Genomic DNA, 16,638 nt, shown 5'->3' with positions numbered 1-16,638 from the left:
TACAAGCCCTCTCCCTGGGTGGGAAAGGGCGGTGCAGGGAGGCTTATGCGTTGTCCGATTTGTACTCGTACTGATAGTAGGCGTAATTGCCGTAATAGCCGTAGGCCGAAGCCTTGCGTTCCACGGCATTGAAGATGGCGCCCTTGAGGCTGATGCCGTTCTGCTCGAAGCGGCGCTTGGTGAGCAGGATTTCCTTCGCGGCGTTCATGCCGAAGCGCGTCACGATCAGGCTGGTGCCGGCCTGGCGGCCTACCAGTGCGGCATCGGTTACCGCGAGGATGGGCGGGGTGTCGATGATTACCAGGTCGTAACGGCTGCTTGCCTGTTCCAGGAATTGGGTGAAGTTGGCATGCATCAGCAGTTCCGACGGGTTCGGCGGGATCTGGCCACGGGTGATCACGTGCAGGTTTTCCACTTCCGAGGCATAGGCGGCCTGGTCGAGGTTGATCCGCGCGGTCAGCAGCTCCGACAGGCCGTTTTCCGCTTCCTGCTGGAACATCTTGTGGATGTAGCCCTTGCGCATGTCTGCGTCGACCAGCAGGACCTTCTGCCCAGCCTGCGCGATGATGGCGGCCAGGTTGCTGGAGACGAAGGATTTACCTACCGAGGGGCTGGGGCCGGAGATCATCAGGATGTTGTTCTTCGCCTCCAGGGTGGCGAAGTGCAGGCTGGTACGCAGGCTGCGCAGGGATTCCACGGCGAGATCGGCCGGGTTGGTCACCGCCAGCAGCAGGGAGCCTGTGCTGGCATTGCCTTTGGCCTTGCTCTTGAAGCTCAGCTCGTGGGCGGCCTGCTCCTTGCTGTGCGGGATGGAGGCATACACCGGCAGGCCCATCTGCTCGATCACGTCCGGGTCTTCCACTCCACGGTTGAGGGCCTTGCGCACCAGCACATAGCTCACGGCGATCAGACCGCCGAGCAGGGTGGCGATCAGTACGATCAAGGCCTTCTTCGGTTTAACCGGTTTTTCGACGTTGGCGTCGGCCGCGTCGATGATGCGCACGTTGCCTACGGTCCCTGCGCGGACGATGTCCAACTCCTGGGACTTGTTCAGCAACTGGGTGTAGATCTCGGTGGTGACCTGCATGTCGCGGCTCAGGCGCAGCAGCTCCTGCTGGGTTTCCGGCAGGTTCTCCACCTTTTTCTGCAGGTCGCGCTTCTGCTGCTCAAGCTGGCCCATCTGGGTGATCAGCGCCTGATAGCTGGGGTGCTGGCGGGTAAAGCGGCGCTCCATCTCGGCGCGCTTGAGCTTCTGCTCGGAAATCAGGGTTTCCAGGGAAACGATCTGGTCCAGTACCGCCTTTGTCTCGATGGTGATGTCCACCGAGCGGGCGCTGGTCTGGTAGGCATTGAGCTGGGCTTCGGCCTTTTCCAGTTGCTTGCGCACTTCCGGCAACTGGCCCTGGAGAAATTCCAGGCTCTGGGCGGCCTCGGCCGAGTTGCGCTGTACGTTCTGCAGCACATACAGGCGGCTGACTTCATCCAGCACCTGGGTGGCATGGGCCGGGTCCTCGCTTTCCAGCGAGAGGCCGATGATGCCGGACTCCTTACCACGCTCGCCTGCGCCGAGGTCTTCCTGATACTGCAGGATGGTGGTCAGGCGGCGCTGCTTGGTGACGCTGAACAGGCTGCCAGGATTGGCGTCCAGCTGGGCGATCTGCACCTTGAAGCCGTCTTGCTCCAGTTGCTCGCCGACATTGCCGGTCAGCAGCACTTCATCGTCGTCGTTGAGCAGGGTGAAGGCACCATTGCCGTCGGCGCGCAGGGTCAGGCCCTTGCCCAGGTACACAGCCGGTACCTCTAGCTGGAATACATCCAGCGTCTCACCACCCCAGGCGAAGCTGCTGAGGCCGAAGAGGGGCTCTGCCACTTCATGCTCGCTGGCAGGTTGGAAGCGGCGCGCCAGGAACTGGCCGAACAGCGGGAAGTAGTTAGGCTCGACGATGATGTCGAGCTTGAGATTCGCGACTGCCTGACCCAGCACTGCACGAGATTTCAGCAGCTCGATTTCGGTGACTGCAGCGGAAGTGCCGCCAAACATTTCGGTCATTTCCGACATGCCGGTCAGCGCGGCCATGCCACCCTTTTTCTCCTCGACTTGCACCAGTGCATTGGCCTGGTACACCGGTGGAGTCAGTACGGCATAGGCAACACCCATTACGGTGAAGAAGGCTGTGATGCCGACAATGATCCACTTGCTGTCCAGCAGGGTGCCGAGCAGCCCGAGCAGGTCGATTTCGTCTTCGTCGTCGCGGGTGTCCTGCACGTGCAGGTTGTTCTGGGTCGTCATGGTGCGCGCTTCTTCAGAAGTTCTTTAGATTTTCTGCGACCAGCTTTCGACGCCTTGCGCCATCAGCTGGTAGACATGTTCGAAGGCCGGCTTCTGCTGGCGATAGGGGTCCGGAATATCCTGATTGCCCTGCCATTTGCCGAGGAGGAAGGTCTTGCCACGGGCTTCGGGGGCCATCTGCACGATGCGCTGGATATGGCCTTGCTCCATGGTCAGCACCAGGTCGTACTGGTGCAGCATTTCGCGGCTCAGCTGGCGCCCCTGGTGGTCGGGGTGATCGCCACCATGCTCGCGTAGCACTTCGAGGGCGGTGCTGTCCATGGGTTTGCCGGCGAGGGCATGGATGCCCGCGGAGCCGACGTTGATACCGCGTGGGGCGAGCTTTGATTTGAGCAGGGCTTCGGCAGTCGGACTGCGGCAGATGTTGCCGACGCAAACGACCAGGATGTTCTTGAACATAGGATCAGCACAGGTTGCGAAATCGGTAGTAAGCCGCAGGTGTGCTGTGAAGGCGGAAGGTGGATTCCATTCCAGCGTCCCGGTACGGCATCCCTGAAAGTTGCGCAACTTCCAGGGGGGATAGAGGGGGGGTGCACTGTAGGGGGCAGGTGGGGCTGGGTCAATACTACTTGGTCGCTTTCTGCGCAGACGGGTTCTCGGTGAATGGCGACCGACCCCTGCCGGATCACTCGTTGATGGAAGCGCTTCGCCTATCTGTGGACGTCAGCTTCGCATGCAGCAGCGTCCATTCCCGCAGGATGACCGAGTAGGGAATGAATACGCTGATGCGCTGTGCGTCTTTCACGCCGGGGTGGTAGCTGAGATCGTTCAGGGTGACCGAGTAAATCCCCATGTTGATACCCACCACACTGCCGTCACCGGCGACCACGGGACCGCCCGACATGCCCTTGGCGATGGGCGCATCGTGGATGGCATAGAGCTCTCCGCTGTCTTCGTCAGTGTTGATGAAGGGGGCGGGGTAAACCTTGCCCTGCCCGCTGGCAGCGACCAGGTAAGGGCTTGCACCGGTACTGGTGATGCGTTCGCCTGGTTGTGCGGCCCGCCAGGAAGGGATTCTGGTTTTGGCCTTGTGGCGGAAGAAGACCAGATCGCAGCCCGTGCTACAGCGAAACTTCTCGTAGGGTATGAGAGGCGTGTGGGCCGTGGTGACGGCGTAATCCTCGTTCCACTGCACTGCGGACGCCATATAGAAGTAGGGCAGGGGGAAACCCGAGAAAACGGGAAAGTAGTTGTTGGTCGTGGAGCTGGCGAACTCCGGTTTCACTACGCCGTTGCATCCTGCACACAAGGCTCCTAGCAGCAGACAGGCCTTGATCATGCTCATTGTCGGTCACCGACATTCGTATGAATGGGTAGCCGACCCTGGCTGTACGACTTTCCCGCGTTGACCCGGAAGGGGGCTGGCGCGTTATTGAAAAGGGTAGTGGGTGGGGGAAGTTCGGTGGCGGCTCTCGCGGCCTAGGGGCGCCAGTGGTAACAAAATCGGCGCGAGCGGATTACAGCCCCCCCACTTCAACGGTAGGGTGCGCCTTTAGCTGAGGACACAGCGCACTCTACGATCAATATCGAGCAGAAGAGGTCGACCTTTTTCTCGGGTACCAATTCAGCCCGCAGCGGGCGCTGCCTTATTTGATCAGTCGCGCATCCAGGCTGTTCTGCGCCAGGCGCTTCGCTTGGTCCTCGGTCATGCCGAGGTGCTTGTGCAGGGCGGCGAAGTTCTCCGTCACGTAGCCGCCGAAGTACGCCGGGTCGTCGGAGTTCACCGTCACCTTCACACCGCGCTCCAGCATGTCGAGGATGTTGTGCTGGCGCATGTGGTCGAACACGCAAAGCTTGATGTTGGACAGCGGGCAGACGGTGAGCGGAATCTGCTCGTCGATGATGCGCTGCATCAGTCGCTCGTCCTCGATGGCGCGTACACCGTGATCGATGCGCTCGATCTTGAGCAGGTCCAGGGCTTCCCAGATGTACTCCGGCGGGCCTTCCTCGCCGGCGTGGGCGACGGTGAGGAAGCCTTCGGCGCGGGCGCGGTCGAACACGCGCTGGAACTTGCTTGGCGGATGCCCCTTTTCCGAGCTGTCCAGGCCGACGGCGATGAAGGCGTCGCGGAACGGCAGCGCCTGGTCGAGGGTTTTCTGCGCCTCGTCTTCAGAGAGGTGGCGCAGGAAGCTGAGGATCAGCCCGGAGCTGATGCCCAGTTGCTCGCGGCCGTCGTCCAGGGCCTGGCGGATGCCGGATAGCACCACCTCGAAGGGAATGCCCCGGTCAGTGTGGGTCTGCGGGTCGAAGAAGGGCTCGGTGTGGATCACGTTCTGCGCCTTGCAGCGTTGCAGGTAGGCCCAGGTGAGGTCGTAGAAATCCTGCTCGGTGCGCAACACGTCGGCACCGGCGTAATAGAGGTCGAGGAACTCCTGCAGGTTATTGAAGGCATACGCCTTGCGCAGGGTTTCCACATCGGCCCAGGGCAGCGCGACCTTGTTGCGTTCGGCCAGGGCGAACAGCAGTTCGGGCTCCAGCGAACCCTCCAGGTGCAAGTGCAATTCAGCCTTGGGCAGGGCATTCAGCCATTCGTACATGGTGGATTCTCTTCATCAGGCAGGGATGGCGGAAAGTTTACCTGTTGTTTAGGCAGATACATTCGCCAGGGACGGGCACTCTTCGTCTGTTTGGCTCTGTTCGTTTTTTGATCAGTCTTCCGAAAGGCTCACCAGCCCTGGGCTGCGGCGGATACTCCCAAGCTTATCCACAGTCTTTTCCCCGTTGGGCGTGGACAAGGTCGGACCTGCCGAGCACTTGCTGCGCTGCGTTGGTGCGCGGAGGAATGCACAGCAAATCAGATGCTTATGTTTGGGGCAGGGGATAAGTCGGCTACTGGGCAAAAAGCGAACAGTTCTCGCTAAGCCGCGCCGCTGCGGCGTTCCAGGCAAAAGCCCACGAGTTATCCACAGAGGGCTCCACAGAAAATGTGGGTGGTATTCGATGGGGTCAGAGCCGTCTTACTTCCAACCGGCCCCGGCTGATATCTCGCAGGACCTGCTCCAGCCTGGTGATCTGGCTTTCGGGGAGCGCAAGCACCAGTTCCGCGCCTTCGGCATCGAAGCTTTCACTTTCCACCAGCGCTTCGAAGTCGGCGAGGCGCGCCTTCAATAGCGGCAGTTCGGCAAAGCCTGGGTGACAGCTGATGCGGCTGCGCGCCACCAGTTCCACACGCTGGCCGCCCTGCAGGCATTTGGCGGCGCTGCCGCCATAGGCGCGGGCGAGGCCACCGGTTCCGAGCTGGATGCCCCCGTAATAGCGGATCACCAGCACTGCCACCTGGTCGCAATCCTGACCTTCGATGGCGGCGAGGATGGGGCGGCCGGCGGTGCCGCCGGGTTCGCCGTCGTCGCTGAAACGGTACTGGTTGCCCAGCTTCCAGGCCCAGCAGTTATGGGATGCGCCGGGCTCGGACAGGCGTGCGATGAAGGCCTGGGCCTCCTCGACGCTGGCCACTGGGGTGGCGTGGGCGATGAAGCGGCTCTTCTTGATCTCCTCGCGGTACTCGGCGGGAGCGGACAGCGTATAGGGCATCAGGCGGCCGCGGGTGGTTTCAGGCCGCAGCCCTTGAGGATGATCTGGATGAGATTCTGCGTGGCCGCTTCGAAGTCTTCCTTGGTCATGCGCTTGCGGCCGGTGACGCGGCAGATCTGGGTGTTGAAGTCGGCGTAGTGCTGGGTGCTGCCCCAGAGCAGGAAGATCAGGTTGACCGGGTCCACCGGGTCCATCTTGCCGGCGGCGATCCAGGCTTCGAACACGCCTGCGCGGCCCTTGAACCAGGTGCGGTAGTCCTGATCGAAGTGCTCGGCCAGGCAGCCCCCGCCGCTGATGATCTCCATGGCGAAGATCTTCGAGGCCAGCGGGTGACGTCGGGAGAACTCCATCTTGGCGCGGATGTAGCGGGCCAGCGCCTCGGCCGGGTCATCTTCGGCGGTGAGGGCGTTGAAGGTGCTGTCCCAGAGTTCCAGGTGGTTGCTCAACACCGCGATATACAGCCCCAGCTTGTTGCTGAAGTAGTAATGCAGGTTGGCCTTGGGCAGCCCGGCGCGCACGGCGATGGTGTTCATGCTGGTGCCTTTGAATCCGTGGCGGGCGAACTCTTCCTCGGCGGCCGCAAGTATCAGTTCTTCGTTCTTCTGACGGATGCGTCCGACGGGTTTCGCGGAAGGATTCGGGCTGTGGGCGGGCACCAGTGAGGTCATAGGCTTCCTGATTCTTATAGGTAAATGGCGACTGCACAGATACCCCAAGCCTGGCCTGTCCGACAAGCCAAAACTGTTGCGCCGGTCAGGTTATCCATGGATTTTTCGGAACTGCACCGAAATGGGGCTTGAGCGCAGGGTGGATCACGTTTCACCGACCCACCATCGGTGCCGCGCTTGGCCTCGTTGGTGGATGTAAAAAGCGACATCCACCCTACAAGACGTGAGAGCGAGAGTCGGGAGGCTTTCGTTGTGGGAGCGGTCAAGTCGTCGCGGCCAGTGCTTCCAGGAAGCTTTCCAGCACCAGGTGTGGTCTCCGGCCCTTGCGGGTCACCGAGGCCAGCGAGAGGTCATAGAAACGGCTCGCCGGTTTCAGCGCCCGCAGGCGCCCCTGTTGCACCCAGAAAGTGGCGTAGTGGTCCGGCAGGTAGCCGATATAACGTCCGGTGAGGATCAGGAAGGCCATGCCCTCGCGGTCTGAGGCACTGGCCGTGCTGTTGAGCACCTGATAGTGCGACTGGATCTCTGCCGGCAGGCGGAAGGTGGGAGCGATGGCGTCCTGCTGGTTCAGGCGCTCGTCGCTCAGTTGCGCGTCGTCGGCATAGAACAGCGGGTGGCCGACGGCGCAGTAGAGCAGCGAACGCTCGCTGTACAGCGGCTGATATTCCAGGCCGGAGAGGGCGGCGGTCTGCGGTACCACGCCGACATGCAAGCGCCCGTCGAGCACCCCTTGCTCCACTTCGCTGGGCGGCGTCATGCGGATGTTGATCTGAACATCCGGCCCGAGGGTCTTGAGGCGGGCGAGGGCGTTGGTGATGCGCATGTGCGGCAGGGTCACCAGGTTGTCGGTGAGGCCGATGTTCAGCTCGCCGCGCAGGTGCTGGTGCAGGCCATTGACCTCGGTGCGGAAGGTTTCCAGCGCCGCCAGCAACTGCATCGACGACTGGAACACCTCACGGCCTTCCTCGGTCAGCGCGAAGCCGGCGCGGCCACGCTGGCACAGGCGCAGGCCGAGGCGTTGCTCCAGGTCGCTCATCTGCTGGCTGATGGCCGAGCGACCGATGCCCAGCACGCTCTCGGCAGCGGAGAAACCGCCGCATTCCACCACGCTGCGGAAGATGCGCAGCAGGCGGATGTCGAAATCGCTGACCTGTGCCAGCGGCTCGGGGCGGCGGCTGCTCATGGTTTAGTAACCTCTGATCTAAAGATAAGTAAAGTTGGATTTTCGTGACTTTATGCCCGTGGCAATGTCGGCAGCAAGTAGCGCGTCGTTCCTCAGAACAAGACACTTTCGAGGCCACACATGAACATGCCGCAGACCGCCCAGCTTCCTCTCGCCAGCCAGCTCAAGCTGGACGCTCACTGGATGCCGTTTTCCGCCAACCGCAACTTCCAGCGCGACCCGCGTCTGATCGTCGCCGCCGAAGGCAGCTGGCTGATCGACGACCAGGGCCGCCGCGTTTATGACAGCCTCTCTGGCCTGTGGACCTGCGGTGCCGGTCACTCGCGCAAGGAAATCCAGGAAGCCGTGGCCAAGCAGCTCGGCACCCTCGACTACTCCCCGGGCTTCCAGTACGGCCACCCGCTGTCCTTCCAGTTGGCCGAAAAGATCGCCAACCTGACCCCCGGCGAACTGAACCACGTGTTCTTCACCGGCTCCGGTTCCGAGTGCGCCGACACCTCCATCAAGATGGCCCGCGCCTACTGGCGCCTGAAAGGCCAGCCGCAGAAGACCAAGCTGATCGGCCGCGCCCGTGGCTATCACGGCGTAAACGTCGCCGGCACCGCCCTGGGCGGCATCGGTGGCAACCGCAAGATGTTCGGCCAACTGATGGACGTCGACCACCTGCCGCACACCCTGCAGCCGGGCATGGCCTTCACCAAAGGCGCAGCCGAAACCGGCGGCGTGGAGCTGGCCAACGAACTGCTGAAACTGATCGAGCTGCATGACGCGTCCAACATCGCCGCGGTGATCGTCGAGCCGATGTCCGGCTCTGCCGGCGTGATCGTGCCGCCGGCCGGCTATCTGCAGCGTCTGCGCGAAATCTGCGACCAGAACAACATCCTGCTGATCTTCGACGAAGTGATCACCGCCTTCGGCCGCATGGGCACCATGACCGGCGCTGAATACTTCGGCGTGACCCCGGACCTGATGAACGTGGCCAAGCAAATCACCAACGGCGCCATCCCCATGGGCGCGGTGATCGCCAGCCGCGAGATCTACCAGACCTTCATGAACCAGGCGACGCCCGAATACGCCGTCGAGTTCACCCACGGCTACACCTACTCCGCGCATCCGGTCGCCTGCGCTGCCGGCCTGGCCGCCCTGGACCTGCTGGAGAAGGAAAACCTGGTACAGCAATCCGCCGAACTGGCTCCGCACTTCGAGAAAGCTATCCATGGCCTGAAGGGTGCCAAGCACGTCATCGACATCCGCAACTGCGGCCTGGCCGGTGCCCTGCAGATCGCCCCGCGTGACGGCGATGCCATCGTCCGTCCGTTCGAGGCCGGCATGGCCCTGTGGAAAGCCGGTTTCTACGTACGCTTCGGTGGCGACACCCTGCAGTTCGGACCGACCTTCAACGCCAAGCCGGAAGAACTGGACCGCCTGTTCGACGCCGTCGGCCAGGCCCTGCAGGGCGTCAACTGATGAGCCAGCGTCCCCAGGCCGTACCCACTGTGCAGGTGGATAACGACGAGGTGATCGTCACCGAGTGGCGCTTCGCCCCCGGTGCCGAAACCGGTCGCCACCGCCATGGTTATGACTACGTCGTGGTGCCGATGACCAACGGCACCCTGCTGCTGGAAACCCCGGAGGGCGACAAGCACGCCCCCCTGGTGGCCGGCCAGAGTTACTTCCGCAAGGCGGGCGTCGAACACAACGTGATCAACGCCAGCGACCACGAAGTCGTCTTCGTGGAAACCGAATTGAAGTAGCGCACGGACTACCCCCTCTCCCTCTGGGAGAGGGCTGGGGTGAGGGGAATACCCGCCCCTCGGACCTGCCGGCGCCACCAAGACAAAAGCCCTACAAGAGACCCCACCCATGAGCCTCATCCCGCACCTGATCAACGGCGAACGCATCGACGACCAAGGCCGCACCGCGGACGTGTTCAACCCGTCCACCGGCGAAGCCCACCGCAAGGTCGGCCTGGCCAGCCGCGCCACCATCCAGCAGGCCATCGACGCCGCCAAGGCCGCCTTCCCGGCCTGGCGCAACACCCCGCCGGCCAAGCGCGCCCAGGTGCTGTTCCGCTTCAAGCAACTGCTGGAGCAGAACGAAGCAGTCATCTCCAAACTGATCGCCGAAGAGCATGGCAAGACCCTGGAAGACGCCGCCGGTGAACTGAAGCGCGGCATCGAGAACGTCGAGTACGCCTGCGCCGCCCCGGAAATCCTCAAGGGCGAATACACCCGCAACGTCGGCCCGAACATCGACGCCTGGAGCGACTTCCAGCCGCTGGGCGTGGTCGCCGGCATCACTCCGTTCAACTTCCCGGCCATGGTGCCGCTGTGGATGTACCCGCTGGCCATCGCCTGCGGCAACACCTTCATCCTCAAGCCCTCCGAGCGTGACCCGAGCTCCACCCTGCTGATCGCCGAGCTGTTCCACCAGGCCGGCCTGCCCAAGGGTGTGCTGAACGTGGTCAACGGCGACAAGGAAGCCGTGGACGCGCTGATCGAGGCCCCGGAAGTCAAAGCCCTGAGCTTCGTCGGTTCGACCCCGATCGCCGAGTACATCTATGCCGAAGGCACCAAGCGCGGCAAGCGCGTGCAGGCCCTCGGCGGTGCCAAGAACCACGCCGTGCTGATGCCCGACGCCGACCTCGACAACGCCGTCAGCGCGCTGATGGGCGCCGCCTACGGTTCCTGCGGCGAGCGCTGCATGGCCATCTCCGTGGCGGTGTGCGTGGGCGACCAGATCGCCGATGCCCTGGTCGACAAGATCGTTCCGCAGATCAAAGGCCTGAAGATCGGCGCCGGCACCAACTGCGGCCTGGACATGGGCCCGCTGGTCACCGCCGCTGCCCGCGACAAGGTGGTCGGCTATATCGACGACGGCGTCGCTGCCGGCGCCAAGCTGGTGGTGGATGGCCGTGGCTACCGTGTGGCCGGCCATGAAGATGGCTACTTCGTTGGCGGCACCCTGTTCGACAACGTTAAAGCCGACATGCGCATCTACCAGGAAGAAATCTTCGGCCCGGTGCTGTGCATCGTCCGCGTCGGCAGCCTGGAAGACGCCATGCAGCTGATCAACGACCACGAATACGGCAACGGCACCTGCATCTTCACCCGCGACGGTGAAGCCGCCCGCCTGTTCTGCGACGAGATCGAAGTGGGCATGGTCGGCGTCAACGTGCCGCTGCCGGTACCGGTGGCCTACCACAGCTTCGGCGGCTGGAAGCGCTCGCTGTTCGGCGACCTGCACGCCTACGGCCCGGACGGCGTGCGCTTCTACACCCGCCGCAAGGCCATCACCCAGCGCTGGCCGCAACGCGCCAGCCACGAGGCGGCGCAGTTCGCGTTCCCCAGCAACGGCTGAGTGAGCCGTTGAACAAAAAGCCCCGGCAATTGCCGGGGCTTTTTTGTTTGATGGGTATCGCGTCGCTCCAGCGGAGCGCCGCCTGCGATCCCCATCAGAGAGGCACGGATGTAGGTTGTGGCTGAGCTATGCGAAGCCCAACGATACCGGGCGGGCGGCTATTTGCCGGTCTTGCGATTGCGCACGAACAGCACCTTTCCCCCGGTCGTGGTGGTTCCACGCTCCTCGAGTTCGAAGCGATGAGGGTTTCCCTTGATCAGGTCGCTCAGCTTCTTGAAGCCGTACAAGCGTGGATCGAAGTCGGTTCGAATCTTGGTGATATCGGAGCCAACTGCCGCAAGCGGCGCCCAGCCGTCTTCGTCGTCGAGTCCGTCGATCACCGTGGCGATCGCATCCACGGGAACCTTCTGCGGCTTGATCGGAGCAGGCTTGTCAGTCGATTTGGCTGGCTCGGCGGCTGGCGCTGGAGCTGCGGGCTGTGGTTTGTCGCCGCTGGCAGCGGGCTCCGGCAGCACCTCCGCGCGCAGTATCTCCGTATAGATGAACTTGTCGCAGGCGGAGACGAAGGGCTTGGGGGTCTTCTCTTCACCGAAGCCGTATACGGTCAGGCCTTCTTCTCTCAAGCGCGCGGCCAGACGGGTGAAATCGCTATCGCTGGAAACCAGGCAGAAGCCATCGAAACGCCGGGTGTAGAGCAGGTCCATGGCGTCGATGATCAGTGAGCTGTCGGTGGCGTTCTTGCCCTTGGTATAGGCGAACTGCTGGATGGGTTGGATGGAGTGGTCGAGTAGGACCTTTTTCCAGCTGCCGAGTTGCGGTGCGGTCCAGTCGCCATAGATGCGTTTGACACTGGCGACGCCGTACTTGGCGATCTCTTCGAAAAGGCCTTCGATGATGGACGCTTGTGCGTTGTCGGCATCGATGAGCACGGCGAGGTGCTTCTGTTGGTGCGTTGGGTGGGCTTTGCTGGCCATGGTTCATCCTTGAAGGGAGATGGCTGAACATACTGCGAAGTCATTGAGCAGCGCCAACCCATCGGACGGAGGAATTGCGGTTTGCTGTTTGGTGGTTACTATAACCACCAAATCCACGCCAAGGACCGGACGTGAACAGTCGACAACTCATGGAACTGATCGAAGCCGATGGATGGTTTCTGGTCAGAACCCGAGGCAGTCACCATCACTTCAAGCACCCGACGAAGCCGGGACTGGTGACGATCCCGCATCCGAAGAAAGACCTGCTGGCCCGGACGGTGGCGAGCATTCTCAAACAGGCCGGACTCAAGTGAGCCAGTCGCATCCACTCCGGAGGAGCCACGCCATGCTTTACCCGATCGCAATCCTTCCCGGTGATGACGGCCACGCCTGGGGTGTGGAGGTTCCTGACTTGCCTGGCTGCTTCTCCGCAGGGGACGACCTGGACGATGCGATGGCCATGGCGCGTGAAGCCATCGAGGGTCATCTGGAGATTCTGGCGGAGGAGGGCGCACCGATTCCGGTGGCGAGGAAGGTGACCTTCCATGCGGCCAATCCGGACTTCGCTGGCTGTACCTGGGCGCTGGTGGATATCGACGTGACCCGCTACATGGGCAAGGCGGAGAAGCTGAACATCACCCTGCCGGGCTATCTGCTCAATCGCATCGATGAGTATGTGCGCAGCCATCCTGAGCAGAAGAGCCGCTCGGGGTTTCTGGCGGCAGCGGCGTTACGGGTATTGCAGGAGTCCTGAGGGGGCGAGGACATTTTGTTGGGCTTCGCTGCGCTCTGCGCCAACCTACGAAACACAAAAAAAGCCCGGCATCTGCCGGGCTTTTTTGTGGCGAGCGGAAAGGCTCACACCTTCCGCACGAACTCCGACTTCAGCTTCATCGCACCGATGCCATCGATCTTGCAGTCGATGTCGTGGTCGCCGTCGACGAGGCGGATGTTCTTCACCTTGGTGCCGACCTTCACCACCAGGGACGAGCCTTTGACCTTGAGGTCCTTGATCACGGTGATGGTGTCGCCGTCCTGCAGGACGTTGCCGACGGAATCCTTGATCACCTTGTCGTCGCTTGCTTCGGCGCCGGCTTCGGCGGACCACTCATGGGCGCACTCCGGGCAGATCAGCATTGCGCCGTCTTCGTAGGTGTATTCGGAGTTGCATTTGGGGCAGGGCGGCAGGGTGCTCACGGTTTACCTCGACTTCGGTGTCACGAAAAACCATGGATTGTATAGGGTTTTGCCATCGCTTTTGCCCGTTTCTACGATTTCGTATGTCAGATGTATCGGATGCTTTACCGACTTGACCATGTCCAAATCTTTTCAGGAAACGCGGCTGCTAGTCTGCCCGCTCGGATTATTCGCGGGCTGGGCCCGCATCGAGGGTGCCATGCTGCAACGTGTGTTCTGGAAGCTGATTCCCAGGGAGCAGCGCAGTTTTCTGCTGAGTCGCCTGAGCGCGATGGATCGTCAGGTGGTGAACAGGTCGATGTCGGCCAGGCTCGGGTTGCCGCCGCAATTCAGCCTCAACGGTTGTCTCTTCATCCATGTGCCGAAGTGCGCCGGCAGCAGTGTCAGTTCGGCGCTGTTCGGCAACTGGCGGCCGGGGCATGTGCCGCTCTACTGGTACGAACAACAGTTCCCCGAGCACTACGCGCAGGCGTTCAAGTTCACCTTCGTGCGCGACCCGCTGGAACGGGCCTATTCCGCCTACAGCTACCTGCGCAACAACAAGCTGCGCATGCGTGAGCTACCGGCGCAACAGATGGTTTGCCGCTACCGGGACTTCGATGAGTTCGTCAGCCGCTGGCTGCATGTGGACAACGTCCGCAAGCAGGTGCACTTCACACCGCAGACGGATTTCCTGGTGGACTCGCTGGGCAACCTGGCGATGGATTTCATTGGCCGGCAGGAAAGCCTGGATCGGGATTTCGCATCGCTTTGTCAGCGTTTCGACATAGTTGCGCCGTTGCCCCATGTGAATCCGACGCTGCAGCGCCAGGCGGTGCCAGTGCGGGAGTTCTGTTCGGCGCGCACGCGACGGCTGGTGCGCCGGGCCTATGAACGTGACTACGAGTGGCTAGGTTATGAGTGACGCCGTTCCATACGAACTGGCCCTGCCGGTGTGGGCCAGGGCATCGATCAAACATCAGCGGCCGCGCTGCATCTGGCTGACCGGCCTGTCCGGCTCGGGCAAGTCCACCTTGGCCAATGCGCTGGAAGTGGAGCTCAACGCCCGTGGCCTGCACACCTATGTGCTGGACGGCGACAACGTGCGCGGCGGCCTGTGCCGGGATCTCGGCATGTCGGCAGAGGATCGCCGCGAGAACGTCCGGCGCATCGCCGAGGTGGCGCGCCTGATGGTGGATGCGGGGCTGGTGGTGATCGTGTCCGCCATCTCGCCCTTCCGCGCCGATCGCGAGGCGGCGCGGCAGATGTTCGCGTCGGGGGAGTTCTCCACGGTCTACGTCAGCACCTCGTTCGACGCCTGCGCCCGCCGCGACCCCAAGGGGCTGTACCGGGCGGCGCTGGAAGGGCGCATTCGTAACTTCACCGGCCTGGACAGCCCTTATGAGCCGCCCCTCGATGCCGATTGGGAAGTGGACACCGAGGCGATCGCTCTACCACTGGCGATCCACGAACTGCTTGGGTTCGTGCTGAGCCATTGAGCCTCAGGGCGTATCGATGGGCTCGGGAATGCTCAGCACGCCGGCATCGGTAAAGCGCCGGGTTCCCCAGAAGCCGCCGCCCAGTTTGCCGCGCAGGGCGTAGGGCACGTTCTGGACCGGATGGCCGCCGGTGAGCGTCCAGGCCTGGCGCAGCACCGAGAACGCGGAAATGGTCACCGGAACTTCGATCAGCGTCTCGCCGAAGCCAGCCACCGTGCCGCCCTGGCTGCTCACGCCGCTGGCCAGGGGCAGGTCGTTGAGGTCCATCTCCAGCGCCACGCCGCTGTAGTGGATGGCGCCCTCGTTGGGGTTCTGCACCCGGAGTTTGAGATTGAAGCGCACCTCCAGCCCCTCGCCGGGGATGGGTTCCATGCCGGCCAGGTCGACCTGCAGCGGATCTCGCGTACCAAAGCCGGCGCAGCCTGTGAGCAGCAGCAGGTGGAACAACAGGGCAGCAAGGCCGGTGGCGCGCATGAAGTGCTTCCTGCGTAAGGTGGTGCCTTGAAGTAAAGATCAGGCCGGTACGGGCGTGCCCACATTTTCTGTGGAGCGAGCTGTGGATATCTTCTGGATGAATGGCTGCGGGGCCCGTGTCTGATGGGTTGGAGCCGGTTGCTCGTTTCCTGTGCACCCGGGGTGCAACCCGCTCCGCTCGCCTGGCTGCCGCAGATACCCACGGAATCTGTGGGGCAAGTTGTGGATAGCTTTGGGGTGGATCGCTGAAGAGCCCGGATTGCGCGCCTTTCAGAAGGGTGGTTGGATTTTGCTCAGGTATCTTGAGGCGTTTGGGCAGTGGGTTGCGATGGTTCTGAAGTTCGCGAATGAATTCGCTCTCACAAGGTCAGGCAAGTTCCTGGTGGCAGGTCATGTATTGCCCACAAAAACTGTGGGTCGCTCTGTGGATATCTTCGGGATAAATGTCGCTGCGGCCCATGGGAGATGGGCTGGAAGCGCTTGCTCGGTTTTTCGGCGTCAGTCGTATTCGGCCGCTGCGTGATCGCCCAGCAGGCGACGCTGCCGTGGCGTGCAGGCGGCCAGCACTTCAGGGTTGAAGTGGAAGGCGAGGTAGGGCGAGAACTTCTGCGCCACCATGCGCCGGCCGTAATGCACCTGGAGCAGGTAGCGCGTGCGGTCGGTCGTGCGATTGCGGCTGCCGGCGTGCCAGAGTTCGCTGCGGAATATCAGTACGTCGCCGGCCTTGCACAGTACGGCCTCGGCAGGTTGTCCGCGCCAACCGCTTTCGCCAGCGCGGGGCTTGCGCCCGGCCCGGTGGCTGCCAGGAATGACCAGGGTGGGACAGAGGTCGGCGTCGATATCGTCGAGGTAGATATGCGCGGTGCATATCTGCATCGGCAGCGCAAAGGTCGGATCGTCCAGCAGGCTTTCCGGCAGTTCCATCGCCAGGTGATCCACATGCAGGTCGCCACCGATGAAACCCGGGTGATTGCGCCAGGCGGTCATGCCGATCAGGTGGCAGTCTTCACCGAGTGCCGCTTCAGCCAGTTCGATGACCCCAGGCAGATCGAGATACGGCAGCCATTCCGGCCCGCGGTTGAACACGCATTTGAAGTGGTCGTCCACCAGGCCGCAGTAATCCCAATGGATGGGCTGGAGTTGGTCCATCAACTGGCGCAACGAGGATACGGCGGCGACTTCGAGCACACCGGGAAGCAGGGTGAAACCCTGCTCGTGCAGGGCGTGGAGGTGCTCGGCGGTGGACATGGGCATGTCCTCTTTCGCGGGTGGAGCTACCTGTAGGGTGGACCACGCTTTACCGGTCCACCATTGGAACCGGGACTCCATCGTTGGGTGTGCCGCGCGCACCAGCCGTTCGGCACGGAACAGCGGTGCGCGCAGTGTTCAGCCGGGATACATGGGTAACGCCTGTCGGGGGACA

The 16,638-nt window shown here is 62.5% G+C and carries 18 protein-coding genes; 7 read left to right on the top strand and 11 right to left on the bottom strand.

Annotation, left to right across the window (positions count from 1 at the left end; all coding sequences use genetic code 11):
• Positions 1-43 precede the first annotated feature (43 nt).
• The 7 genes from MnOB_RS11225 to MnOB_RS11195 all read right to left on the bottom strand — a co-directional run bounded on the left by MnOB_RS11225 (position 44) and on the right by MnOB_RS11195 (position 7,732).
• On the bottom strand, positions 44-2,290 hold the full coding sequence (locus MnOB_RS11225) for a polysaccharide biosynthesis tyrosine autokinase (protein WP_077524306.1): 2,247 nt from the start codon (positions 2,288-2,290) through the stop codon (positions 44-46).
• A 24-nt stretch (positions 2,291-2,314) separates the two neighbouring features.
• Positions 2,315-2,749 carry a low molecular weight protein-tyrosine-phosphatase gene (locus tag MnOB_RS11220; protein ID WP_077524305.1) on the bottom strand — a complete coding sequence of 145 codons (435 nt, stop codon included), beginning with the start codon at positions 2,747-2,749 and terminating at the stop codon, positions 2,315-2,317.
• 226 nt (positions 2,750-2,975) lie between these two features.
• Entirely contained in the window at positions 2,976-3,635 is a 660-nt protein-coding gene (locus tag MnOB_RS11215) for a serine protease family protein (RefSeq protein ID WP_077524304.1), read from the bottom strand.
• Positions 3,636-3,936: 301 nt separating this feature from the next.
• On the bottom strand, positions 3,937-4,887 hold the full coding sequence (locus MnOB_RS11210; protein WP_077524303.1) for an adenosine deaminase: 951 nt from the start codon (positions 4,885-4,887) through the stop codon (positions 3,937-3,939).
• A 409-nt stretch (positions 4,888-5,296) separates the two neighbouring features.
• Entirely contained in the window at positions 5,297-5,881 is a 585-nt protein-coding gene (locus MnOB_RS11205) for an IMPACT family protein (RefSeq protein ID WP_077524302.1), read from the bottom strand.
• Positions 5,881-6,549, bottom strand: coding sequence for a TetR/AcrR family transcriptional regulator (locus MnOB_RS11200; protein ID WP_077524301.1), 669 nt, complete (start codon positions 6,547-6,549; stop codon positions 5,881-5,883). Before MnOB_RS11200 ends, MnOB_RS11205 begins: the two co-directional genes overlap by 1 nt.
• Before the next feature lie 262 nt (positions 6,550-6,811).
• A complete protein-coding gene (locus tag MnOB_RS11195) occupies positions 6,812-7,732 on the bottom strand; it encodes a LysR family transcriptional regulator (protein ID WP_077524300.1) in 921 nt (306 codons plus the stop codon).
• A 120-nt stretch (positions 7,733-7,852) separates the two neighbouring features.
• Here MnOB_RS11195 and aptA point away from each other — a divergent pair, with 120 nt between their 5' ends.
• The 3 genes from aptA to MnOB_RS11180 all read left to right on the top strand — a co-directional run bounded on the left by aptA (position 7,853) and on the right by MnOB_RS11180 (position 11,092).
• Complete coding sequence (aptA, locus tag MnOB_RS11190) at positions 7,853-9,199, top strand: omega-aminotransferase AptA (RefSeq protein WP_077524299.1); 1,347 nt, start codon at positions 7,853-7,855, stop codon at positions 9,197-9,199.
• Positions 9,199-9,486 carry a cupin domain-containing protein gene (locus tag MnOB_RS11185; RefSeq protein ID WP_077524298.1) on the top strand — a complete coding sequence of 96 codons (288 nt, stop codon included), beginning with the start codon at positions 9,199-9,201 and terminating at the stop codon, positions 9,484-9,486. Before aptA ends, MnOB_RS11185 begins: the two co-directional genes overlap by 1 nt.
• A gap of 109 nt (positions 9,487-9,595) precedes the next feature.
• Positions 9,596-11,092 carry a CoA-acylating methylmalonate-semialdehyde dehydrogenase gene (locus MnOB_RS11180; protein WP_077524297.1) on the top strand — a complete coding sequence of 499 codons (1,497 nt, stop codon included), beginning with the start codon at positions 9,596-9,598 and terminating at the stop codon, positions 11,090-11,092.
• Positions 11,093-11,250: 158 nt separating this feature from the next.
• Here the strand turns inward: MnOB_RS11180 and MnOB_RS11175 are convergent, their stop codons facing one another.
• Positions 11,251-12,066, bottom strand: coding sequence for an NYN domain-containing protein (locus tag MnOB_RS11175; protein WP_077524296.1), 816 nt, complete (start codon positions 12,064-12,066; stop codon positions 11,251-11,253).
• Positions 12,067-12,197: 131 nt separating this feature from the next.
• Here MnOB_RS11175 and MnOB_RS11170 point away from each other — a divergent pair, with 131 nt between their 5' ends.
• On the top strand, positions 12,198-12,380 hold the full coding sequence (locus MnOB_RS11170) for a type II toxin-antitoxin system HicA family toxin (RefSeq protein WP_077524295.1): 183 nt from the start codon (positions 12,198-12,200) through the stop codon (positions 12,378-12,380).
• A gap of 32 nt (positions 12,381-12,412) precedes the next feature.
• Positions 12,413-12,820, top strand: coding sequence for a type II toxin-antitoxin system HicB family antitoxin (locus tag MnOB_RS11165; protein ID WP_077524294.1), 408 nt, complete (start codon positions 12,413-12,415; stop codon positions 12,818-12,820).
• 104 nt (positions 12,821-12,924) lie between these two features.
• Here the strand turns inward: MnOB_RS11165 and MnOB_RS11160 are convergent, their stop codons facing one another.
• Entirely contained in the window at positions 12,925-13,263 is a 339-nt protein-coding gene (locus tag MnOB_RS11160) for a zinc ribbon domain-containing protein YjdM (RefSeq protein WP_077524293.1), read from the bottom strand.
• Between the two features lie 199 nt (positions 13,264-13,462).
• Here MnOB_RS11160 and MnOB_RS11155 point away from each other — a divergent pair, with 199 nt between their 5' ends.
• Both MnOB_RS11155 and cysC read left to right on the top strand, forming a co-directional pair.
• Positions 13,463-14,167 carry a sulfotransferase family 2 domain-containing protein gene (locus MnOB_RS11155; RefSeq protein WP_077524292.1) on the top strand — a complete coding sequence of 235 codons (705 nt, stop codon included), beginning with the start codon at positions 13,463-13,465 and terminating at the stop codon, positions 14,165-14,167.
• Positions 14,160-14,741 carry an adenylyl-sulfate kinase gene (gene cysC, locus MnOB_RS11150; RefSeq protein WP_077524291.1) on the top strand — a complete coding sequence of 194 codons (582 nt, stop codon included), beginning with the start codon at positions 14,160-14,162 and terminating at the stop codon, positions 14,739-14,741. The genes MnOB_RS11155 and cysC overlap by 8 nt, the downstream gene beginning before the upstream one ends.
• Positions 14,742-14,744: 3 nt before the next feature.
• Here cysC and MnOB_RS11145 read toward each other — a convergent pair whose 3' ends face one another.
• A complete protein-coding gene (locus MnOB_RS11145; RefSeq protein ID WP_077524290.1) occupies positions 14,745-15,215 on the bottom strand; it encodes an LEA/WHy family protein in 471 nt (156 codons plus the stop codon).
• A gap of 498 nt (positions 15,216-15,713) precedes the next feature.
• On the bottom strand, positions 15,714-16,463 hold the full coding sequence (locus tag MnOB_RS11140; RefSeq protein WP_371579398.1) for a phytanoyl-CoA dioxygenase family protein: 750 nt from the start codon (positions 16,461-16,463) through the stop codon (positions 15,714-15,716).
• Between the last annotated feature and the right edge of the window lie 175 nt (positions 16,464-16,638).

Origin of the sequence: Metapseudomonas resinovorans, from assembly GCF_002003485.1 — a bacterium.
GTDB lineage: Bacteria > Pseudomonadota > Gammaproteobacteria > Pseudomonadales > Pseudomonadaceae > Metapseudomonas > Metapseudomonas resinovorans_D.
The sequence above is the reverse complement of the archived record's forward strand: the minus strand, read 5'-3'. Positions and strand labels throughout refer to the sequence as shown.

Excerpts from the sequence above, each read along its gene's own strand:
- MnOB_RS11225 (WP_077524306.1), bottom strand. The coding sequence starts at position 2,290 with ATGACGACCCAGAACAACCTGCACGTGCAGGACACCCGCGACGACGAA.
- MnOB_RS11220 (WP_077524305.1), bottom strand. The coding sequence starts at position 2,749 with ATGTTCAAGAACATCCTGGTCGTTTGCGTCGGCAACATCTGCCGCAGT.
- MnOB_RS11215 (WP_077524304.1), bottom strand. The coding sequence starts at position 3,635 with ATGAGCATGATCAAGGCCTGTCTGCTGCTAGGAGCCTTGTGTGCAGGA.
- MnOB_RS11210 (WP_077524303.1), bottom strand. The coding sequence starts at position 4,887 with ATGTACGAATGGCTGAATGCCCTGCCCAAGGCTGAATTGCACTTGCAC.
- MnOB_RS11205 (WP_077524302.1), bottom strand. The coding sequence starts at position 5,881 with ATGCCCTATACGCTGTCCGCTCCCGCCGAGTACCGCGAGGAGATCAAG.
- MnOB_RS11200 (WP_077524301.1), bottom strand. The coding sequence starts at position 6,549 with ATGACCTCACTGGTGCCCGCCCACAGCCCGAATCCTTCCGCGAAACCC.
- MnOB_RS11195 (WP_077524300.1), bottom strand. The coding sequence starts at position 7,732 with ATGAGCAGCCGCCGCCCCGAGCCGCTGGCACAGGTCAGCGATTTCGAC.
- aptA (WP_077524299.1), top strand. The coding sequence starts at position 7,853 with ATGAACATGCCGCAGACCGCCCAGCTTCCTCTCGCCAGCCAGCTCAAG.
- MnOB_RS11185 (WP_077524298.1), top strand. The coding sequence starts at position 9,199 with ATGAGCCAGCGTCCCCAGGCCGTACCCACTGTGCAGGTGGATAACGAC.
- MnOB_RS11180 (WP_077524297.1), top strand. The coding sequence starts at position 9,596 with ATGAGCCTCATCCCGCACCTGATCAACGGCGAACGCATCGACGACCAA.
- MnOB_RS11175 (WP_077524296.1), bottom strand. The coding sequence starts at position 12,066 with ATGGCCAGCAAAGCCCACCCAACGCACCAACAGAAGCACCTCGCCGTG.
- MnOB_RS11165 (WP_077524294.1), top strand. The coding sequence starts at position 12,413 with ATGCTTTACCCGATCGCAATCCTTCCCGGTGATGACGGCCACGCCTGG.
- MnOB_RS11155 (WP_077524292.1), top strand. The coding sequence starts at position 13,463 with ATGCTGCAACGTGTGTTCTGGAAGCTGATTCCCAGGGAGCAGCGCAGT.
- cysC (WP_077524291.1), top strand. The coding sequence starts at position 14,160 with ATGAGTGACGCCGTTCCATACGAACTGGCCCTGCCGGTGTGGGCCAGG.
- MnOB_RS11145 (WP_077524290.1), bottom strand. The coding sequence starts at position 15,215 with ATGCGCGCCACCGGCCTTGCTGCCCTGTTGTTCCACCTGCTGCTGCTC.
- MnOB_RS11140 (WP_371579398.1), bottom strand. The coding sequence starts at position 16,463 with ATGTCCACCGCCGAGCACCTCCACGCCCTGCACGAGCAGGGTTTCACC.